The organism is Pseudomonas sp. Irchel s3a18 (genome assembly GCF_900187535.1).
GTDB lineage: Bacteria > Pseudomonadota > Gammaproteobacteria > Pseudomonadales > Pseudomonadaceae > Aquipseudomonas.
In genome coordinates, this window is record NZ_FYDV01000006.1 from 1 (window position 1) to 20483 (window position 20483).

At 62.2% G+C, this 20483-nt stretch carries 15 protein-coding genes and 1 rRNA gene; 11 read left to right on the forward strand and 5 right to left on the reverse strand.

Annotation, left to right across the window (positions count from 1 at the left end; all coding sequences use genetic code 11):
- The 7 genes from rrf to CKW29_RS10520 all read left to right on the forward strand — a co-directional run.
- Positions 1–103: ribosomal RNA gene (rrf, locus tag CKW29_RS10490) — 5S ribosomal RNA — on the forward strand; the annotation flags it as partial.
- A gap of 165 nt (positions 104–268) precedes the next feature.
- The gene (gene recC, locus CKW29_RS10495) at positions 269–3721 is read left to right on the forward strand and encodes an exodeoxyribonuclease V subunit gamma (protein WP_095145126.1); all 3453 of its coding nucleotides are present in this window, start codon (positions 269–271) and stop codon (positions 3719–3721) included.
- Positions 3718–7407, forward strand: a complete 3690-nt coding sequence (gene recB, locus CKW29_RS10500; protein ID WP_095148408.1) for an exodeoxyribonuclease V subunit beta — start codon at positions 3718–3720, stop codon at positions 7405–7407. The genes recC and recB overlap by 4 nt, the downstream gene beginning before the upstream one ends.
- Positions 7404–9491, forward strand: coding sequence for an exodeoxyribonuclease V subunit alpha (recD, locus tag CKW29_RS10505; RefSeq protein WP_095145124.1), 2088 nt, complete (start codon positions 7404–7406; stop codon positions 9489–9491). The genes recB and recD overlap by 4 nt, the downstream gene beginning before the upstream one ends.
- A gap of 160 nt (positions 9492–9651) precedes the next feature.
- Entirely contained in the window at positions 9652–10227 is a 576-nt protein-coding gene (locus tag CKW29_RS10510) for a YfiR family protein (RefSeq protein ID WP_095145123.1), read from the forward strand.
- Positions 10224–11492, forward strand: coding sequence for a diguanylate cyclase domain-containing protein (locus tag CKW29_RS10515; RefSeq protein WP_095145122.1), 1269 nt, complete (start codon positions 10224–10226; stop codon positions 11490–11492). Before CKW29_RS10510 ends, CKW29_RS10515 begins: the two co-directional genes overlap by 4 nt.
- Before the next feature lie 62 nt (positions 11493–11554).
- Positions 11555–12007, forward strand: a complete 453-nt coding sequence (locus tag CKW29_RS10520) for an OmpA family protein (protein WP_095145135.1) — start codon at positions 11555–11557, stop codon at positions 12005–12007.
- On the opposite strand, the gene CKW29_RS10525 is transcribed toward CKW29_RS10520, so the two are convergent.
- Positions 12004–12951 carry a LysR family transcriptional regulator gene (locus CKW29_RS10525; RefSeq protein WP_095145121.1) on the reverse strand — a complete coding sequence of 316 codons (948 nt, stop codon included), beginning with the start codon at positions 12949–12951 and terminating at the stop codon, positions 12004–12006. The genes CKW29_RS10520 and CKW29_RS10525 overlap by 4 nt on opposite strands.
- Before the next feature lie 149 nt (positions 12952–13100).
- Between CKW29_RS10525 and CKW29_RS10530 the strand changes: the two genes are divergently transcribed.
- Positions 13101–14627 (forward strand): CoA-acylating methylmalonate-semialdehyde dehydrogenase, encoded by a 1527-nt coding sequence (locus tag CKW29_RS10530; RefSeq protein WP_095145120.1) that lies wholly within the window; start codon positions 13101–13103, stop codon positions 14625–14627.
- 10 nt (positions 14628–14637) lie between these two features.
- Complete coding sequence (gene mmsB / locus CKW29_RS10535; RefSeq protein ID WP_095081776.1) at positions 14638–15525, forward strand: 3-hydroxyisobutyrate dehydrogenase; 888 nt, start codon at positions 14638–14640, stop codon at positions 15523–15525.
- Positions 15526–15751: 226 nt separating this feature from the next.
- Here mmsB and CKW29_RS10540 read toward each other — a convergent pair whose 3' ends face one another.
- The 3 genes from CKW29_RS10540 to CKW29_RS10550 all read right to left on the reverse strand — a co-directional run bounded on the left by CKW29_RS10540 (position 15752) and on the right by CKW29_RS10550 (position 17203).
- A complete protein-coding gene (locus CKW29_RS10540) occupies positions 15752–16096 on the reverse strand; it encodes a cupin domain-containing protein (protein WP_095081774.1) in 345 nt (114 codons plus the stop codon).
- A gap of 104 nt (positions 16097–16200) precedes the next feature.
- Complete coding sequence (locus CKW29_RS10545) at positions 16201–16572, reverse strand: MerR family transcriptional regulator (protein WP_095145119.1); 372 nt, start codon at positions 16570–16572, stop codon at positions 16201–16203.
- Between the two features lie 55 nt (positions 16573–16627).
- Positions 16628–17203: an NAD(P)H-dependent oxidoreductase gene (locus CKW29_RS10550; RefSeq protein WP_095145118.1), complete on the reverse strand. Its 576-nt coding sequence runs from the start codon at positions 17201–17203 to the stop codon at positions 16628–16630.
- A 223-nt stretch (positions 17204–17426) separates the two neighbouring features.
- Here CKW29_RS10550 and kynB point away from each other — a divergent pair, with 223 nt between their 5' ends.
- A complete protein-coding gene (gene kynB / locus CKW29_RS10555; protein WP_095081768.1) occupies positions 17427–18092 on the forward strand; it encodes an arylformamidase in 666 nt (221 codons plus the stop codon).
- Positions 18089–18943, forward strand: a complete 855-nt coding sequence (kynA, locus tag CKW29_RS10560) for a tryptophan 2,3-dioxygenase (protein ID WP_095145117.1) — start codon at positions 18089–18091, stop codon at positions 18941–18943. The genes kynB and kynA overlap by 4 nt, the downstream gene beginning before the upstream one ends.
- Positions 18944–19005: 62 nt before the next feature.
- Here the strand turns inward: kynA and CKW29_RS10565 are convergent, their stop codons facing one another.
- Positions 19006–20409, reverse strand: coding sequence for an amino acid permease (locus CKW29_RS10565; protein ID WP_095148409.1), 1404 nt, complete (start codon positions 20407–20409; stop codon positions 19006–19008).
- Positions 20410–20483: the final 74 nt, after the last annotated feature.

Here is a 20483-nt window from a genome sequence, read left to right on the forward strand (position 1 = left end):
GAGCATTGGAACCACCTGATCCCATCCCGAACTCAGCAGTGAAACGATGCATCGCCGATGGTAGTGTGGGGTTTCCCCATGTGAGAGTAGGTCATCGTCAAGATTAAATTCCGAAACCCCTATCTGCTGATGCAGGTAGGGGTTTTGTTTTTGTGCGCGAAAAAGTTTCCACTCGCTTGCCATGGCATCGGATTGCTTCAGGCTGTCACAGGCACCTGACAATGCTAAGGTTCGACCCTGGCTTTTGCACATTTCCAAGGAAGCTCTCATGGCGGACGCCTCGCTGCTCAGCGCTGGCTTTATGGTGGTCCACGGCAATCGCCTGGATGAACTGCGTAGTCTGGTAGTCAGTTGGATGCGGCGTTATCCGCTCGCGCCTCTGGAAAATGAAATTGCTCTGGTGCAGAGCAACGGCATCGCCCAATGGCTGAAGCTGGCATTGGCCGAAGACCCTGAAGACGACGATATGGGCGGCTGTGGCATTGCAGCGGCCATTGATGTGCAGTTGCCTGGCAGCTTTATGTGGCAACTCTATCGGCTGGTGCTGGGACGCGACGAGATCCCCGCCAAATCCTTGCTGGACAAGGCACCCCTGACCTGGCGTTTGATGCGGCTACTGCCGGAGTTGATCAATCAGCCGCACTTCGAACCCCTGCAACGCTTTCTGACCAACGACACCGATCTGCGCAAGCGCTATCAATTGGCTGAGCGCCTGGCGGACTTGTTCGACCAGTATCAGGTCTACCGCGCGGACTGGCTGGAAGACTGGGCAGCAGGACGTCATCAGCTTCGTAATGGCCGAGGCGAGAGCAAACCCCTGACACCGGCTAACTGTTGGCAGGCCGAGTTATGGCGTGCGTTACTGCTGGATGTGGGTGAGCAAGGCATGGCGCAAAGCCGTGCCGGTGTTCACCAGCGCTTCATTGAAACCATCACCCGCCTGGACACAGCCCCCCGTGGTTTGCCGTCCCGGGTCATCGTTTTCGGTATCTCTTCACTGCCCGCCCAAGCCCTGGAAGCCCTCGCTGGATTGGCGCGTTTCAGCCAGGTCCTTTTGTGTGTGCATAACCCATGTCGTCACCATTGGGCGGACATCGTCGCCGATAAGGACTTGTTAAGGCACCAATACAAACGTCAGGCGCGCAAGGCCGGCATGCCCGTGGTGCTTGACCCGCAGACCCTGCACCAGCACGCACACCCGTTGCTGGCGGCCTGGGGCAAGCAAGGTCGTGACTACATCAACCTGCTCGACAGCTACGACGATCCCAACAGCTACCGTTCGGCATTTCGCGACGGCCGCATCGACCTGTTCAGCGATACCCCGCCGCTCACCCTGCTCAACCAACTGCAGGACGACATCCTGGAGTTGCGTCCGCTGAATGAAACTCGCCAGTTGTGGCCGGCCATCGACCTCACGCAGGACGAGTCGATTCGTTTTCACATTGCTCATAGCGCACAACGTGAAGTGGAGATTCTCCATGACCAGTTGCTTGCGCGCTTCAGTGCCAACCCTCAGTTGCGCCCACGGGATGTGATCGTGATGGTGCCGGACATCGACAGCTACGCGCCTCACATTCGGGCAGTGTTCGGCCAACTTGAGCGCGAGGATCGGCGCTTTATCCCCTTCACCCTGACGGATCAGGGCCAGCGTGGCCGTGACCCGCTGCTGATTGCCGTCGAGCATTTGCTCAAGTTGCCCGATAGCCGATTCCCGGTCAGTGAAATCCTCGACTTGCTGGACGTGCCCGCCTTGCGGGCCCGATTCGGGGTACAAGAGCGCGACCTGCCGACGCTGCATCGCTGGATAGAAGGCGCGGGTGTTCGCTGGGGCATGAATGCCGAGCAGCGTGCCGGCCTGGGGCTGCCAGGTGAGCTCGAGCAAAACAGTTGGCGCTTTGGCTTGCGCCGCATGCTGCTGGGCTATGCCGTGGGCAGTGGCGAGGCCTGCGATGGCATCGAACCCTACGATGAAATCGGCGGCCTGGATGCGGCCCTGATCGGCCCGTTGGTGGCCTTGCTCGATGCCTTGCAGATTGCTCACCAGGAGTTGTCACGACCGGCGTCGCCCGAGCAATGGGGCGCGCGCCTGCAAGCCCTGATGCAGGTGTTTTTCCTGGCCAGCAATGAGCACGACGACTACCTGCTCGCCCAGCTCGAGTTGCTGCGCGAAACCTGGCTGGAGACCTGCGAGTCGGTTGGCCTGCATGACGAGCTGCCGCTGACCGTCGTGCGTGAAGCCTGGTTGGCCGGTCTCGACCAGGGGCGCTTGTCCCAGCGGTTCCTGGCCGGTGCGGTGAATTTCTGCACCTTGATGCCGATGCGCGCCATCCCGTTCAAGCTCGTATGCCTGCTGGGTATGAACGACGGTGATTACCCGCGTGCGCAACCGCCACTGGACTTCGACCTGATGGGCAGCGACTACCGCCCCGGTGACCGTTCGCGGCGAGAGGACGACCGCTACCTGCTGCTCGAAGCCTTGCTCTCGGCTCGCGATCAGCTCTACATCAGTTGGGTCGGACGCAGTATTCGCGACAACAGCGAGCGCCCGGCATCGGTGCTTATCGGTCAGTTGCGTGATCACCTGGCCAATGGTTGGAGGCTTGTGGATGAGCAGCAAGAGCTGCTGGCGGCGATGACTCAGGAGCATCCGCTGCAGCCCTTCAGTGCACGCTACTTCCATGAAGGTGATCAGTTGTTCAGCTACGCCCGGGAATGGCAGCTATTGCATGAGGATCGCCCGCACACCCAGGCGTCGGTCCTGCTGGATCCCTATGTTCAGGAAGAGCCGCTGAGCCTGGCACAGCTTCAGGATTTCCTGCGCCACCCGGTGCGGCACTTTTTCAGTCAGCGCCTCAAAGTGTTTTTCGAATCGGCCCAGGCACCCCTGGAAGACGAAGAGCCCTTCGTGCTCGATGCCTTGCAGCGCTACAGCCTGAGCGACAGCCTGCTTGAAGCGGCGCTGAGCCATCCGGATCAACCCGAGCAAGCCTTGCAGCTCCAGGCCCAGCGCTTGCAACACAGTGGCTTGCTGCCGATGGCCGGTTTCGGTGAGTGCCTGCAGCGTGAGTTGATCGAGCCGCTGCCGGATCTGGTGCAGCGTTATCAACAGCTGCTGGCGTTGTGGCCCACACCGAACACCAGCGCGCTGCCGGTTTCGCTGCAGCTCAATGGCGTGAGTCTGGAGGGCTGGCTCAGTGGGCTTCATCAACGGGCCGACGGTGGCTTATTGTCGGTCACGACGATCCCCAACAGCATTGGTTCGATCAAGACGCGCAAATGGCATCGGCTGACCCGGCCGTGGATCAACCATCTGGTGGCCTGTGCGTGCGGCTTGCCGATGACCACGGGGTTGGTCGCCAGTGACGACACCCTGCTACTGGCCCCGCTGGACGAAAACGCCGCGCTGAAGATCCTTGGCGATCTGCTGCAGGCCTGGCAGTCGGGCATGCGTCAGCCCCTGCCGGTGGCGGTCAAGACTGCGTTCGCCTGGCTGGGCCAGACCGATCCGGTCAAAGCACAGGCCGCGGCTCGCAAGGCCTACGAGGGCGATGGCTTGACCAGCGAAGGCGAGCGACGGGAAAGCCCCGCGCTGGCACGCCAGTTCGCCGATTACAACGCCCTGATTGCCGATGAAACCTTCGAGGCCTGGTGTGACGCGCTCTACCGTCCGCTGCTCGAAGCCTCCTGGCGTTCCGTGACCCGCGAGGAATCGCCTGCATGACAGCAACAGTCCCCTTGGCATTAGCCTTCCCGCTTCGTGGTAGCCAACTGATCGAAGCCAGTGCCGGTACCGGCAAGACCTTCACCATTTCGGCGCTGTATCTGCGCCTGGTGCTGGGGCACGGCGATCAGTTCAGCGGTTTTGGCCGCGAACTGCTGCCGCCGCAAATTCTCGTGGTGACCTTCACCGATGCGGCCACCAAGGAGCTGCGCGAGCGTATCCGCACCCGACTGGCGGAAGCCGCCCAGTTCTTCCGCGACGAAACACCGGCCCCCGACAGCCTGATCGCCGACTTGCGCGGGCAGTACAGCGTCGAACAATGGCCCGGCTGTGCGAACCGCCTGGACATTGCCGCGCAATGGATGGATGAGGCCGCCGTTTCGACCATCCACAGTTGGTGCCAGCGCATGCTGCGTGAGCACGCATTCGACAGCGGCAGCCTGTTTACCCAATCCCTTGAGACCGATCACAGCGACCTGCTCGGCGAAGTGGTGCGCGATTACTGGCGCCTGTATTGCTATCCGATGCAGGGCGACGCGCTGAACTGGGTGCGCTCCAACTGGGGCGGCCCGGCGGCCTTGTTGTCGCGGGTGCGTGGACTGTTCGACAGTGAGCGTGACAGCGCAGAGGGCAAGGCACCGGCCGAGTTGATTGGCGAGTGCTTGCAGGCACGACGTGAGGCGCTGGTGGCGCTCAAGGCACCCTGGGTGCAATGGGCCCCCGAGTTGCGTGACATCTGCCTGCAGGGCGTGGCGAGCAAGGCCGTTGACGGTCGCAAGATGCAAGCCCGTTATTTCGAGCCCTGGTTCGAGAAAATCAGCGCCTGGGCCGAGGATGAAAGCCTTGAGCAATTGGACATCGGCACCGGCTTCACTCGCCTGACCCCCGATGGCATGGCCGAAGCCTGGAAAGGCCAGGCCCCCACTCATCCAGGGCTGGACGCCATGTCCGGCTTGAAAACCCATCTGGATGCACTGCCGACGCCGGACGCCGCGGTGTTGAAACATGCGGCGCAGTGGATCGGCGCGCGTTTTGAACACGAGAAACGCCGTCGCGCCGAAATGGGCTTCGACGACATGTTGCTGCGCCTGCGCGCGGCGTTGCAAGCCGAGGGCGGTGAGCGCCTGGCGACCTTGATCCGTGAGCAGTTCCCGGTCGCGTTGATCGATGAGTTCCAGGACACCGACCCGGTGCAGTACCGCATCTTCGAGAGCATCTATCGCATTGAGGACAACAACCCGGAGAGCGGGCTGTTTCTGATCGGCGATCCGAAGCAGGCGATCTATGCATTCCGGGGCGCCGATATCTACACCTACCTGCGGGCACGCCAGGCGACAAGCGGACGCTTGCATACCCTGGGCACCAACTTCCGCTCCAGCCACGGCATGGTCGATGCGGTGAACCATGTGTTCCAGAGGGCTGAATGTCGAGAGCAGGGGCGGGGTGCGTTTCTGTTCCGTGAGCCGGACGGCGAGAACCCCGTCCCCTTTTCGCCGGTAGCGTCCCAGGGCCGCAAGGAGTCGTTGCAGGTCGACGGCCAGGCGGTGCCGGCGCTGAATGTCTGGCAGCTGTCCAGCGAACAGCCCCTGTCGGGTGCCGTCTATCGACAGCAACTGGCCGCCGCGTGCGCCAGTGAAATTACCGCGTTACTCAACGGTGGCCAGCAGGGGCGGGCGGGTTTCGTGCGCGACGCGCAAGCGCTCGTGGGCTTGCTGCCGGCCGACATCGCGATTCTGGTGCGCGATGGCAAGGAGGCCCAGGCTGTGCGCAATGAGTTGTCGGCGCGAGGTGTGCGCAGTGTCTACCTTTCGGACAAGGACTCAGTGTTCGCCGCCCAGGAAGCCCATGACCTGCTGAGTTGGCTCAAGGCTTGTGCCGAGCCGGATGTCGAGCGTCCGCTGCGTGCGGCATTGGCCAGCATCACCCTTAACCTGTCATTGATAGAGCTGGAACGCTTGAACCAGGATGAGTTGGCCTGGGAACGGCGCGTCATGCAGTTTCGTGCGTATCGGCTGATCTGGCGGACTCAGGGGGTGCTGCCGATGTTGCGGCGCCTGCTCCACGACTTCGAACTGCCTCAGGCGTTGATTGCCCGCAGCGATGGCGAGCGGGTGTTGACCAACCTGCTGCACCTCTCGGAACTGCTGCAGCAGGCCGCCGCCGAGCTGGATGGCGAGCAGGCCCTGATCCGGCATCTGTCCGAGCACCTGGCGTTGTCCGGGCAGGCGGGTGAAGAGCAGATCCTGCGCCTGGAAAGCGACGAGCAACTGGTCAAGGTGGTCACCATCCACAAGTCCAAGGGCCTTGAGTACCCCTTGGTCTTCCTGCCGTTCATTTGTTCGGCCAAGCCGGTGGACGGCAGTCGCCTGCCGTTGCATTACCACGATGAACACGGCAAGTCTCAGGTCTCCATGAGCCCGACGCCCGAGCTGATTGCACGGGCCGACCACGAGCGCCTGGCAGAAGACTTGCGGTTGCTCTACGTGGCCCTGACCCGGGCCCGGCATGCGTGCTGGCTCGGCGTCAGCGACCTCAAGCGTGGCAACAGCAACAGCTCGGTGCTGCACCTCTCTGCGCTGGGCTATGTACTCGGCGGGGGCGAACAACTGGCTGAATCGGCGGGCCTGGCGTGTTGGCTGCGAGACATGCAGCACGACTGCGTGGCGCTGAGCATTGGCGAGATGCCCGAGGCCAACGACGAGCGCTATCACCCACCGCGCAACGAGGCGAAGTTACTCGCACCGCGAGAGCCCAAGCGCAGGGCGGCGGAAAACTGGTGGATCGCCTCCTACAGTGCGCTGCGCATTGGCGATCGCCTGGCGGGTGCTGGCGACGAGGCTCCGGAAAGCCCGCAAGCGCAAAAACTCTTCGATGACGAGCGCCTTGACCCGGACGCCCCCCGTGAGGTGCTCGTCAGTGGCGGTGATATCCATCGTTTTCCCCGTGGGCCGAATCCCGGCACCTTTCTTCATGGCCTGCTGGAGTGGGCCGGCAACGAGGGCTTCAGCGCCGATCAGCAGGCCATCGAAGACGCCATTGCCCGCCGTTGCAACCGCCGCGGCTGGGAAGGCTGGATCACGACCCTGAGTGGCTGGCTGGAACACCTGATCCAGGCACCGTTGCGCCTGGGCGCGGACCAATCGCCGGTGGTATTAGGGCAATTGACCGAGTACCGGGTGGAGATGGAGTTCTGGTTCGCCAGCCACACCGTCGATGTGGTGAAACTCGATGAGCTGGTGCGGCAATACACCCATGGTGGTGCTGCCCGAGTAGCGGCCGAGCCGGTGAAACTCAATGGCATGTTCAAGGGCTTTATCGACCTGACCTTCGAGCACGAGGGGCGCTACTACGTGGCCGACTACAAATCCAACTGGCTGGGTGCCGACGACTCGGCCTACACCGAGCAGGCTATGGAGCAGTCGATGCTCGATCACCGTTATGACCTGCAGTACGTGCTGTACCTGCTGGCGCTGCATCGCCAGCTCAAGGCACGGCTCGCCGACTACGATTACGACCGCCACATGGGCGGCGCCTTGTACCTGTTCCTGCGGGGCACTCAGGCACCGAGCCAGGGCGTGTATTTCACCCGTCCGCCACGCACCTTGATCGAACGCCTGGACCGCTTGTTCCAGGGCCAACCAGAACCCAGGGCCGAAGCCGCCTGGGAGCAGGGTGTATTGCTATGAATCGTTCCTTCGCTGACCTGCTACCCACACCCCTGACGGCCGAGAGTCTGGCGCAACTGGCGCCCCTGAGCCGTGCCGAGGACTTGTTGCTGTTGCTTGAGCGCTGGGTCGAGCGCGGCTGGCTGCGGGCGCTGGACAAGGCCTTTGTCGCCTTCCTCCATGAGCGCGACCCGGACGGTGACCCCTTGGTGTTGCTGGCGGGGGCATTGACCAGTCACCAGTTGGGGCACGGTCACGTCTGCCTTGACCTGTTCGAGACGCTCAAGGAGCCGGACTTCGCCCTGTCCCTGCCGCCGGAAGGCGAGGTGCAGACCGGTACCCGCTTGCTGCCCTCGCAATTGCTGGAAGCCGTGGAAGGCGCCCACTGGTGCAAGGTGCTGGCGTCCAGCCCGCTGGTGGCGTTGGCCGCCGATGGGCGAGAAGAGACCCGGCACCGGCCGTTGGTGTTGTCCGGCAAGCGCCTGTACCTGCGACGGTACTGGGCGTACGAGCGGCGCATCGACAGCGCATTGCGCGAACGGCTGGTGGCCCATGAACCTGTCGCGGCTGATCTGTCCGAACGCCTCAACGGGTTGTTTGGACCGGTCAAGGCCGGTGCCCCGATCGATTGGCAGAAGCTGGCCTGTGCCCTGGCCACCCGTGGTGCATTCAGCATCATCACTGGCGGGCCAGGCACCGGTAAAACCACCACCGTCGTGCGCTTGCTGGCGCTGCTCCAGGCGCCCGCCGTGGAGGCGCAAAAGCCGTTGCGCATTCGGCTCGCGGCGCCGACCGGCAAGGCTGCCGCGCGGTTGACCGAGTCCATCAGCCAGCAAGTCCGTACGCTGCAGGTCGCCGACAATGTCAGAGACAAGATCCCTTCTGACGTGACCACGGTCCATCGTCTGCTGGGCAGCCGTCCGGGCACCCGGCATTTCCGGCATCACGCTGGCAATCCGCTGCCGTTGGATGTGCTGGTGGTCGACGAGGCGTCGATGATCGACCTGGAAATGATGGCCAACCTGCTCGACGCCTTGCCGGCCCATGCCCGCCTGGTGCTGCTGGGTGACAAGGATCAACTGGCCTCGGTGGAGGCCGGCGCCGTGCTCGGTGACCTGTGTCGCGATGCCGAGGCCGGTTGGTACAGTCCACAGACCCGTGACTGGCTGGAAGCGGTCAGCGGTGAACAGCTGAGCGGCAGCGAGCTGCAGGAAGACCTCGATGGCCGTCACCCGCTGGCCCAGCAAGTGGTGATGTTGCGCCACTCGCGGCGCTTCGGTGAGGGCAGCGGCATCGGTCAGCTGGCGCGCTGGGTCAATCAACAGAACGCCGAGCACGCACGTCAGTTGCTGGCGGCCCGTAGCCATGTCGATCTGCATGTGCTGGCGCTCAAGGGCGAGCAGGACAGGGCACTGGAGCGCCTGCTGCTCGATGGCCAGGGGGACGGCCCGAAAGGGTATCGGCATTACCTGAGCCTGCTGCGCAATCAGCGACCGCCCCTGGACGCCGCCCCCGACGATGCTTGCTGGGAGAACTGGGCCCGCGATGTCTTGCACGCCTTTGATGCGTTCCAGTTGCTGTGCGCCGTGCGCAAGGGGCCATGGGGGGTGGAAGGGCTGAACCAGCGCATCACGACCGCGTTGCTCAAGGCCCGACTGATCGACAGCGACCAGCAATGGTACGAAGGCCGGCCCGTGCTGATGACGCGCAACGACTACGGCCTGGGCCTGATGAATGGCGACATCGGCATTGCCCTCAAACTGCCAGAGCGTGATGGGCAGGATGCCGGTCGCCAGGTGCTGCGTGTGGCCTTTGCCCGCAACGATGGCCAGGGTGGTGTGCGGTTTGTGTTACCGAGCCGGCTGAACGATGTGGAAACCGTGTATGCCATGACGGTGCACAAGTCCCAGGGCTCGGAATTCGCCCACACCGCGCTGATCCTTCCGGATGCGCTGAACCCGGTGCTGACCAAGGAGCTGATCTACACCGGCATTACCCGGGCCAAGGACTGGTTCAGTCTGATAGAACCCCGCAGCGGCGTGTTCGAGGAGGCGGTGCGGCGTAAGGTCAAGCGCTTGAGCGGGCTGATGCTGGAATTGGGCTGATGGCTATGAAAGATGACTGATCGATCAGCTTTTCCATGGGGCGCGGGTGCTGGAAACACCGGATAGTCAGTCGGGCCGCGCACTGCGTGGCCTCGCCGCTGTTTCTGTGCTGTGCTATCGTTGCGGCATCATTTTCGTCACGACCAAAGAGAATTCCTGCATGAAGCTGACTGTCTGGACGACAGAATGCATGGTGGGCTGGAAGCGATTCTGGCTGGCCGGGATGTTCTGTTTGTTCAGCCTTCCGCTGTTCGCTCAGTCGCAAACGCCTGTGAGCATGGCCGATCAACGCGCAAAATCCGTCACCCAGGTCGTGCTGGGCATTCTCAGTTATGCGCGCTGGCCGGTAGAGCCGACCCGGTTGCGGCTCTGCGTGATCGGGCCCACGGAATACACCGACGACCTGGTCAAGGGCACGACCCAGGCCACCGGGCGCCCGGTGATCGTGCGCCGCCTGCTGGCCGGTGACCCGGGCATTGTCAGTGAGTGCGATGCGGTCTACCTCGGCAAGTTGACCCCCGAAGAGCGCAGCACGCTGTTTGCCGGATTGAGCGGTCGCCCGGTGCTGAGTATCAGCGAGGGTGGCGATCAATGCACGGTCGGCAGCCTGTTCTGCCTGCAGGTCACCGACAGTCATGTGTCATTCGAGGTCAACCTCGACTCGGTGGCTCGCAGCGGCGTGCGCATTCACCCCAGTGTCTTGCAACTGTCACGCCGTAAACAGGCGGCCCCATGAGCCTGTTCAATAGAAGCGCGCGCCCGACGCTGCGCTCGGTCATTGGCCGTGGCAACCTGATCGTCGCCCTGGTCGGCGTGGCCATGACCAGCTTGTCCCTGACTGCGATGGGCGTGCTGGCCTTGCGGGTGTACGCCGATCACAACCTGCACCTGATCGCTCGCTCCATCAGCTACACCGTGGAAGCGGCGGTGGTGTTCAACGACAACGTGGCGGCGACCGAGGCACTGGCATTGATCGCCGCCACGGAAGAAGTGGCCGATGCCCAGGTGTTCGACGCCAGAGGCCAGTTGTTGGCGCGTTGGCAGCGGCCGGAAACCGGACTGGTGTCTGAGCTTGAAATGCAGATTTCCCGCGCCCTGCTGGAAGAACCCATCCGCCTGCCCATCGTCCATCAGGATCAGCCAGTCGGCAGTATTCTGCTGACCGGACATGGCGCCAGCCTGATGCGCTTCCTGCTCAGTGGATTGGCCGGGATCGTCCTGTGCACCGCGCTGAGTGCCGGGGTGGCGATGTTCCTGGCGCGCCGGCAACTGCAAGGAATCATCGGCCCGTTACGGCGCTGGGCGGATGTCGCCCATGCCGCACGGATCGAGCGCGCGTTTGACCAGCGTGTGCCACCGGCGCGTATCGCCGAACTGGACAGCCTGGGCAATGACTTCAATGCCCTGCTCGATGAACTGGAGTCCTGGCAGACCAATTTGCAAAGCGAGAATGAAACCCTGGCTCACCAGGCCAGCCACGACAGCCTGACCGGGCTACCGAACCGGGCCTTCTTTGAAGGCCGCTTGATCCGCGCCTTGCGCAACGGCAGCAAGCACAATCAGCGGGTGGCGGTGCTGTTTCTCGACAGTGACCGCTTCAAGGAGATCAACGACAGTTTCGGCCACGCCGCGGGGGATGCGGTGTTGGTGGCGGTGGCTAACCGGGTCCGGGCGCAGTTGCGTGAAGAGGACCTGGTGGCACGCCTGGGAGGCGATGAGTTTGCCGTGCTGCTGACGCCGTTGCACAGGACCGAAGATGCCGAACGGATTGCCGGCAAGATAATCGACAGCATGCAGATACCGGTTCAGCTGCCAGGCGGTCACTCGGTCCTGACCTCACTGAGCGTGGGCATCGCGATTTTCCCCGATCATGGCACCACCCCCGGCGCCTTGCTCAATGCCGCCGATGCGGCGATGTATCACGCCAAAAGCCTCGCTCGAGGCGGGCAATACACGGCACGGTCGGAGCACCTTGCCGTCAACGTTCAAACCAGGAGCTAACCCCCTTGTTTTCACTGACTCAGCGTTCCCTTCGACTCTTCACCCTGACCCTGACCCTGTTCATGGCCATGCTGGCCTTGACCGGGTGCCAGACCGCGCCGCCAAAAGGCCTCACCCCCGCGCAAATCACCGTGCTCAAACAACAGGGGTTCGAATTGACCGAGGAAGGCTGGGAGTTCGGTTTGTCGGGCAAGGTGCTGTTTGGCAGTGACGTGGAGCGCCTGAACGTCCAAAGCACTGACATCGTCGAGCGGATTGGCAAGGCGCTGCTGGGCGTCGGCATCGAGCGCGTGCGAGTCGACGGCCACACCGACGCCTCGGGCAAGGAAGCCTATAACCAGCAACTGTCCCTGCGCCGGGCCAAGAGTGTGGCCACGGTACTGACCCGCGTTGGCATGCGCGAAGAGAACATTCAACTGCGTGGCTTGGGCAGCAGCGAGCCGGTGGCACCCAACAACAGCGCTGCCGGACGCACCGAGAACCGCCGGGTGGCGATCGTGGTCAGCGCCGACTAGTCGGCGAATCGCATCGTTCGGGTCTCACCCATCAATAGCGCCTGATTCTGCTCGGTCACGGCGCGGATATAGTCCCAGAGCAGGGTGATCCGCTTGAGCTTGCGCAGGTCTTCGCGGCAGTACATCCAGAACTGCCGGGTGATCGTGATCTCCTCCGGTAATACCGGCAGCAGCCGTGGGTCCTGGGCCGCCAGGAAACACGGCAGGATCGCCAGCGAGCGGCCTTGCTGCGCCGCGACAAACTGCGCAATCACGCTGGTGCTGCGCAGGTTGGCGCTGGCGCCGGGCAGCACGTTGGCCAGGTACAGCAGCTCCGAGCTGAAGGCCAGGTCGTCGACATAACTGATGAACTGATGCTGGCCCAGATCAGCCGGACGGCGAATGGGTGGGTGTTGGTCGAGGTAGTCCTGGGTCGCGTACAACTGCAAACGGTAGTCGCAAAGTTTGCAGCAGACGTAAGGGCCGTGTTCCGGGCGCTCCAGGGCGATGACAATGTCGGCTTCGCGCTTGGACAGGCTGATGAAGTGCGGCAACGGCAGGATGTCCACCGAGATCGCCGGGTAGGCATCGACGAAGTGGCTGAGCTGCGGGGTGATGAAGAAACTGCCGAAACCCTCGGTACAGCCCATCCTGACGTGGCCGGACAACGCCACCCCCGAACCCGAGACCTGTTCGCACGCCATGTGCAGCGTGCTTTCTATGGATTCGGCATACCCCAGCAAACGCTGGCCCTCGGCGGTGAGGACAAAGCCGTTGGTCCGGGACTTCTCGAACAGCAAGGTACCCATGGAGCCTTCCAGCGAGCTGATGCGCCGCGACACCGTGGTGTAGTCCACGGCCAGGCGCTTGGCGGCGGTGCTGGCCTTGCGGGTGCGGGCGACTTCAAGGAAAAACTTCAGGTCGTCCCAGTTCAGGGAGCCCAGGGATGTGATGTTTTTTTGCATGTTGGACCGGCTTTTATGTGCGTTCTTATTAGAAGTTTGCACATCTATACTCCAAAAACAGCCCGATAACCATTTCGCGGTACACGCCTCATCTCAAGGCGACTTGCTCGCCTTGGCTCCTAGCATAATTACAAGTTCCGGAGACCAGCATGAACGCATCGCTTACGCCCAACGAAACCACCGTGCAGACCGTCAAGCTGTTGATCGATGGTCAGTGGGTCGAGTCCAAGACCACCGAATGGCACGACATCGTCAACCCGGCGACCCAGCAAGTGCTGGCCAAAGTCCCGTTCGCCACGGCCGAGGAAGTTGACGCGGCGATCAGTGCGGCCCATCGCGCCTTCCAGACCTGGAAGCTGACCCCGATTGGCGCGCGGATGCGCATCATGCTCAAGCTCCAGGCGCTGATTCGCGAACACTCCAAACGCATCGCCGTGGTCCTGAGCGCCGAGCAAGGCAAAACCATTGCCGACGCCGAAGGCGATATTTTCCGTGGCCTGGAAGTGGTCGAGCACGCCTGCTCCATCGGCAGCCTGCAAATGGGCGAGTTCGCTGAAAACGTCGCCGGTGGCGTCGACACCTACACCCTGCGCCAACCGATCGGTGTGTGCGCCGGTATCACGCCGTTCAACTTCCCGGCGATGATTCCGCTGTGGATGTTCCCGATGGCCATCGCCTGCGGCAACACCTTCGTCCTCAAGCCTTCCGAACAGGACCCGCTGTCGACCCTGCTGCTGGTGGAGCTGGCGATTGAGGCCGGGGTACCGGCTGGCGTGCTCAACGTGGTGCACGGCGGCAAGGACGTGGTGGATGCCCTGTGCACCCACAAGGACATCAAGGCCGTTTCGTTCGTCGGTTCGACCGCGGTCGGTACCCATGTCTACGACCTGGCTGGCAAGCACGGCAAGCGCGTGCAATCGATGATGGGCGCCAAGAACCACGCCGTGGTGCTGCCCGATGCCAACCGTGAGCAAGCGCTCAACGCCCTGGTCGGCGCAGGTTTCGGCGCGGCCGGTCAACGCTGCATGGCCACCTCGGTGGTGGTGCTGGTGGGCGCGGCCAAGCAGTGGTTGCCAGACCTCAAGGCCCTGGCGCAACAACTCAAGGTCAACGCAGGCAGCGAGCCGGGTACCGATGTCGGCCCAGTGATCTCCAAGCGCGCCAAGGCACGGATTCTGGAACTGATCGAAAGCGGCATCAAGGAAGGTGCGAAGCTTGAACTGGACGGTCGCGATGTCAGCGTTCCGGGCTTCGAGCAGGGCAACTTTGTCGGTCCGACCCTGTTCTCGGGCGTGACTACCGACATGCAGATCTACACCCAGGAAATCTTCGGCCCGGTACTGGTGGTGCTGGAGGTCGACACCCTGGATCAGGCCATTGCCCTGGTCAACGCCAACCCGTTCGGCAACGGCACCGGCCTGTTCACCCAGAGCGGAGCAGCGGCGCGCAAGTTCCAGAATGAAATCGACGTAGGCCAGGTCGGCATCAACATCCCGATTCCGGTGCCGGTCCCGTTCTTCAGCTTCACCGGTTCCCGTGGCTCCAAGCTCGGCGACCTGGGCCCGTATGGCAAGCAAGTGGTGCAGTTCTACACTCAAACCAAGACCGTCACCAGCCGCTGGTTCGACGATGACAGCGTCAATGACGGTGTGAACACCACCATCAACCTGCGTTGAGGAGCCGGACATGAAAATCGCTTTTATCGGTCTCGGCAACATGGGCGCGCCGATGGCGCGCAACCTGATCAAGGCCGGCCATTCGCTGAACCTGGTCGACCTGAACAAAGCCGTGCTCGCGGAGCTGGCACAGCTGGGCGGTACCATCAGCGCGACGGCCCGTGAAGCCGCGCAAGGTGCAGAACTGGTGATCACCATGCTGCCGGCCGCCGTGCATGTGCGCAGCGTCTGGCTGGGTGAAGACGGCGTGTTGGCCGGGATCGCCAAGGGCGTGCCCGCCGTGGATTGCAGCACCATCGATCCGCAGACCGCCCGCGATGTCGCCGCCGCAGCAGCCAAACAAGGCGTGAGCATGGCCGATGCACCGGTTTCCGGTGGTACCGGTGGCGCGGCGGCCGGCACACTGACCTTCATGGTCGGTGCTACCCCGGAACTGTTCGCCACCCTGCAACCGGTGCTGGCGCAGATGGGCCGCAACATCGTGCACTGTGGCGAAGTCGGCACCGGGCAAATCGCCAAGATCTGCAACAACCTGCTGCTGGGGATCTCCATGGTCGGCGTCAGTGAAGCCATGGCCCTGGGCGATGCCCTGGGGATCGACACGGGCGTGCTGGCGGGGATCATCAACAGCTCCACCGGCCGTTGCTGGAGTTCGGAAATGTACAACCCGTGGCCGGGCGTGGTTGAAACGGCCCCGGCGTCCCGTGGCTACACCGGCGGTTTCGGTGCCGAACTGATGCTCAAGGACCTGGGGCTGGCCACTGAAGCCGCGCGCCAGGTGCACCAGCCGGTGGTGCTCGGGGCGGTGGCCCAGCAGCTGTATCAGGCCATGAGCCTGCGCGGTGAAGGCGGCAAGGACTTCTCGGCGATCATCAACGGCTATCGCAAACCTCAGTAGGGGTGTTTCCGGGGGACTGCATCGAGTGGTCCCCCGGTTTTTTACATTTAGCCCAATGTAGGAGCGAGCTGGCTCGCGATGGGCGTTAACGATAACGCGTATTTTCTGGATAAACGCGTAGCTCTTGAGTTCATCGCGAGCCAGCTCGCTCCTACATTCTGGGGTGTGTATCTACACGAGATCTTTACCGGGAGCCCACGTCGGGTGGGCTCCCGGTTTTTTGTGCTCAGGCGAACACGAAATACTTGCGCACGGTCTCGACCACTTCCCAGGTGCCTTTCATTCCCGGCTCCACGACGAAGATATCACCGGCACGCAGGTGGATCGGTTCCATGCCGTCCGGGGTGATCACGCAGTAGCCTTCCTGGAAATGGCAGTACTCCCACTTCACGTAGTCCACTCGCCATTTACCCGGTGTGCAGATCCAGGTGCCCATGATCTTGCTGCCATCCTCGCTGGTGTAGGCGTTGAGGTTGACGGTGTGCGGATCGCCTTCGAGCTTTTCCCATTTGCAGGCATCGAGGACGGGCAGCGGATGGGTATCGCGCAGGACGGTAATGGGTTTGGACATGCTGACTCCGAGCGTTAGGCAGGACTGAAGTCGCACCCTATAGCGTCCATCCGCGGGTCAGTTGTCTGTGCTCGACACTGAGCTATCCAGAAACGCGCGCGGCTTCACACTCGCTCGAGCGGGCACTGCTGTTGCACGTGCGCCAGGCTCGCCTGGAGCTTGGACAGTTGCTGGTGTTGCTGGGTCAGTTGCACGATGCTGTCGGCCAGTTGCTGTTTTTTGTCGACGATGGCCTGCAGGGCCAGGTCCCAAGGTGGCGTCTGGTCGCGGTGGTCCTGAAGCATCACCTGCATTTCCTTGAGCTTGAAACCCAATTGCTGGGCGCATTTGATGAAGCTCAACAGGTCGACACTGTGCTGGTCGTAAATGCGGTATTTGCCTTGACGCTGCGCGGGCGGTAGCAGGCCGATGTCTTCGTAGTGACGGATGCTCTTGATGGTGGTGCCCGACAGCTTTGCCGCTTTACCGATGTACATGAAAAGTCCCTTTTTCGTGAGTGTCCCGGATGACACCGCCGATTATCTCCGAGACTTAGCCCTCAGCGATAGCCTGCGCCTGCATCAACCAATTGTTCCGTTGCCGTGGCGTTGAGTTGAGCACCGGGCCGAAGGTCAGGGTGTTCAGCGGTCTGATGCCGCAAAAGGCCAGGGTGGTCTTGCGCATTTGATGCACGCCGGGCATGCGATAGATCCAGCGGTAATACCAGGGCGGTGTGTCCATGGTCACCAGCAGGTCGGCGGTACGACCCTGCAGCAGCTTGTCTGGAAAGGCCTTGCCGGGACGGTACTTGAAGGCGAAGCCAGGTAGGAACACCCGGTCGAAAAAGCCCTTGAGCAACGCTGGAATCGCCCCCCACCAGATCGGGTACACAAAGGTCAGGTGTTCGGCCCAGGTGATGTCCGCCTGAGCCTTCAACAGGTCGGCTTCCAGCGGCTGAACCTGCTGGTAGCCCTCGCGCAAAATCGGGTCGAAACTCAAGGCGCCCAGGCGCAGCTCGCGAACCTCATGCCCGGCACTGTTTGCCGCCTGCGCATAGCGGTCGGCCAGGGCGCCGCAAAAACTGTTACTGGAAGGGTGGCCGAGAATCACCAGTATCCGTTTGCCCATGTGCTTCTCCCTGGAAGGTAAAACCAGGAGGATAAAGTCGACCCCTTGGGGGAGAGTCAAGATCCTTGGATAGCAGCTGTAGCATCCATTGAAATTTCTATCCGATAAACTCCGTTTTTTTAGCATTAAGTGCGAAACATTTGGCCGTTGCCGAAGGATTTCGCAAGAAAGTTGACGGGTTTCACTCGTATCATTCACGGGTGAGCAGGCCGAGATTCCAACAATGAAAACTACACCATCGTGGTGGGACATCAGTCCCCCCTTGAGCACCGCAACCCCCACGTGGCCGGGTGATACGCCGTTTCAGGAAGAGCGCGTGTGGACGTTCGGGCCCGAGTGCCCGGTCAACGTCGGCCGCGTTACCCTGTCTCCCCACACCGGGGCCCACGTCGATGCACCGCTGCATTACCGCCCCGACGGCGCGCCGATTGGCGAGGTGTCGCTGGAGGTCTACATGGGCCCGTGCCGCGTCCTGCACTGCCTGGACAGCGGCGCCCTGGTTCAGCCCGGGCAACTGCAAGGCCGGTTGGCCAATGTGCCGGCGCGCGTGCTGCTGCGCACCTATCGACAGGCCCCCCTGGCGACCTGGGACCCGGACTTCACGGCGGTCGCCAAGGAAACCGTCGAGCTGCTGTCGAGCCTGGGTGTGCGCTTGATCGGTATCGATACGCCGTCGCTGGACCCCCAGCAATCCAAGACCATGGATGCGCACAACGCCGTGGCCCGCCATGGCATGGCGATCCTCGAGGGCATCGTGCTCGATGAGGTGCCGGAAGGCGACTACGAGCTGATCGCGCTACCGCTGCGCTTCGCCAATCTGGACGCCAGCCCGGTTCGGGCGATCCTGCGTCCACTCCCTACACTGCAACCTGAGGAGTCGGTTCGATGAGCCAATGTCCCTATTCACCGGGCAACCCGACAGACGAATGGCATAACGCCGAGCTGAATTTTTCCGACTCCATGAGTTACGGCGACTACCTGGACCTGGGCAAGATTCTCAGCGCCCAGCATCCGCTGTCCCCGGACCATAACGAAATGCTGTTCATCATCCAGCACCAGACATCCGAGCTGTGGATGAAACTGATGCTGCACGAGCTCAAGGCTGCCCGCGAACACGTTCGCTTGGGTGAGCTGCCGCCGGCGTTCAAGATGCTGGCGCGGGTGTCGCGGATTTTCGATCAGCTGGTGCATGCCTGGACCGTGCTGGCGACCATGACCCCAACCGAATACCACGCGATCCGGCCGTTCCTGGGGCAGTCGTCGGGCTTCCAGTCGTTCCAGTACCGCGAGATCGAGTTCATCCTCGGCAACAAGAGTGCAACGCTGCTGCGCCCGCATGCCCACCGCCCGGAACTGTTGGCGGAACTGGAGAAGTCGATCGCCACACCGTCACTGTATGACGAGGCGATTCACTTGATGGCCCGCGCGGGGCTGGCGATTGATCCGCAGCGTTTGACCTGCGACCCGACCCAGCCGACTGCGCATGACGCCACAGTCGAAGCGGCTTGGCGTGTGGTCTACAAAGACCCTACGCAGTACTGGGACCTGTATCAGTTGGCCGAGAAGTTCATCGACCTCGAAGACTCGTTCCGCCAGTGGCGCTTCCGCCACGTCACCACGGTTGAACGGATCATCGGCTTCCAGCCGGGCACCGGTGGTACGGAAGGCGTCGGCTACCTGCGCAAGATGCTCGACACTGTGTTGTTCCCAGAACTGTGGCGAGTGCGGTCGACCCTCTGATCGGTCAATAAAAAGCCCCGGCATTCAGTGAATACCGGGGCTTTTTACTGACTGGCGAACGCTTATTGAGTGACCGATAAGGCGCGAGTGCGAGCCACGCGCATCCGGTAGGCCACGAACAGGATCGCGACCCAGACCGGGATGGCGAACACCGATGCCCGAATGCCTGGAATCATCAGCAAGACGCAGATGATCACGGCCATGAAGGCCAGGCACAGGTAGTTGGTGTACGGTGACCAGAATGCCTTGAAGCCCGGGACGATGCCTTTTTGCTTCATCGCCTTGCGGAACTTCAGGTGCGTCAGGCTGATCAGCGCCCAGTTGATCATCAACGAGGCAACCACCAGGGCCATCAACAACTCCAGCGCTCCATGGGGGGCCACGTAGTTGACCACCACGCACAGCATAGTGACCAGTGCCGACACACCCAGCGCCAGCAATGGAACGCCTTGCTTGTTCAGCTTCATCAGCTTTTTCGGCGCATCGCCCTGTTCTGCCAGGCCGTACAGCATGCGGCTGTTGCAGTAGACGCCGCTGTTGTACACCGACAGCGCGGCGGTGAGGACTACGAAATTGAGGATTTGCGCGGCGGTGTCGCTGCCGATCAGGGCAAAGATCTGCACGAACGGGCTGCCGCTGTAGGCATCGCCGGACGCGCCAAGGGTCTGCAGCAGTTGGTCCCATGGGTACAACGACAGCAGCACGGTGAGTGCGCCGACGTAGAAGATCAACACGCGGTAAACCACCTGGTTGATCGCCTTGGGAATCACTTTGCGTGGCTCGCTGGCTTCAGCCGCGGTGATACCCACCAGCTCCAGGCCGCCGAAGGAGAACATGATGAAGGCCATTGCCATCAGCAGGCCGGTGGTGCCGTTAGGGAAGAACCCGCCGTGGTCCCACAGGTTGCTCACCGAGGCCTGCGGGCCTCCGGTGCCACTGAACAGCATGTAGCAGCCCAGGGCGATCATGCCGATGATCGCCACGACCTTGATGATCGCGAACCAGAACTCCATTTCACCGAAGACTTTCACGTTCATCGTGTTGATCAGGTTGACCAGCACGAAGAACACCGCGGCACTGACCCAGGTCGGCACCTCGGGCCACCAGAACTGGATGTACTTGCCGACCGCGGTCAGTTCCGCCATGCCCACCAGTACGTACAGTACCCAGTAGTTCCAGCCCGACAGGAAGCCGGCGAAACCACCCCAGTAGTTATGCGCGAAGTGACTGAAGGAACCGGCGACCGGCTCCTCGACAATCATTTCGCCCAGCTGGCGCATGATCAGGAAGGCGATAAACCCGGCAATCGCATAGCCGAGGATCATGGAGGGCCCCGCCGACTTGAGCACGCCAGCGGAACCCAGGAATAACCCGGTACCAATTGCACCGCCCAATGCGATCAGCTGAATGTGTCTATTTTTCAGCCCCCGTTTGAGTTCGCCTTGTTGCTGTCTTTCATCCGCCATCTGGTTACCTTCTAGTTGTTTTGATCCGGCCTTGTTGCACCCCGACAGCTTATTCAATTACCGCCCGTTTGTGA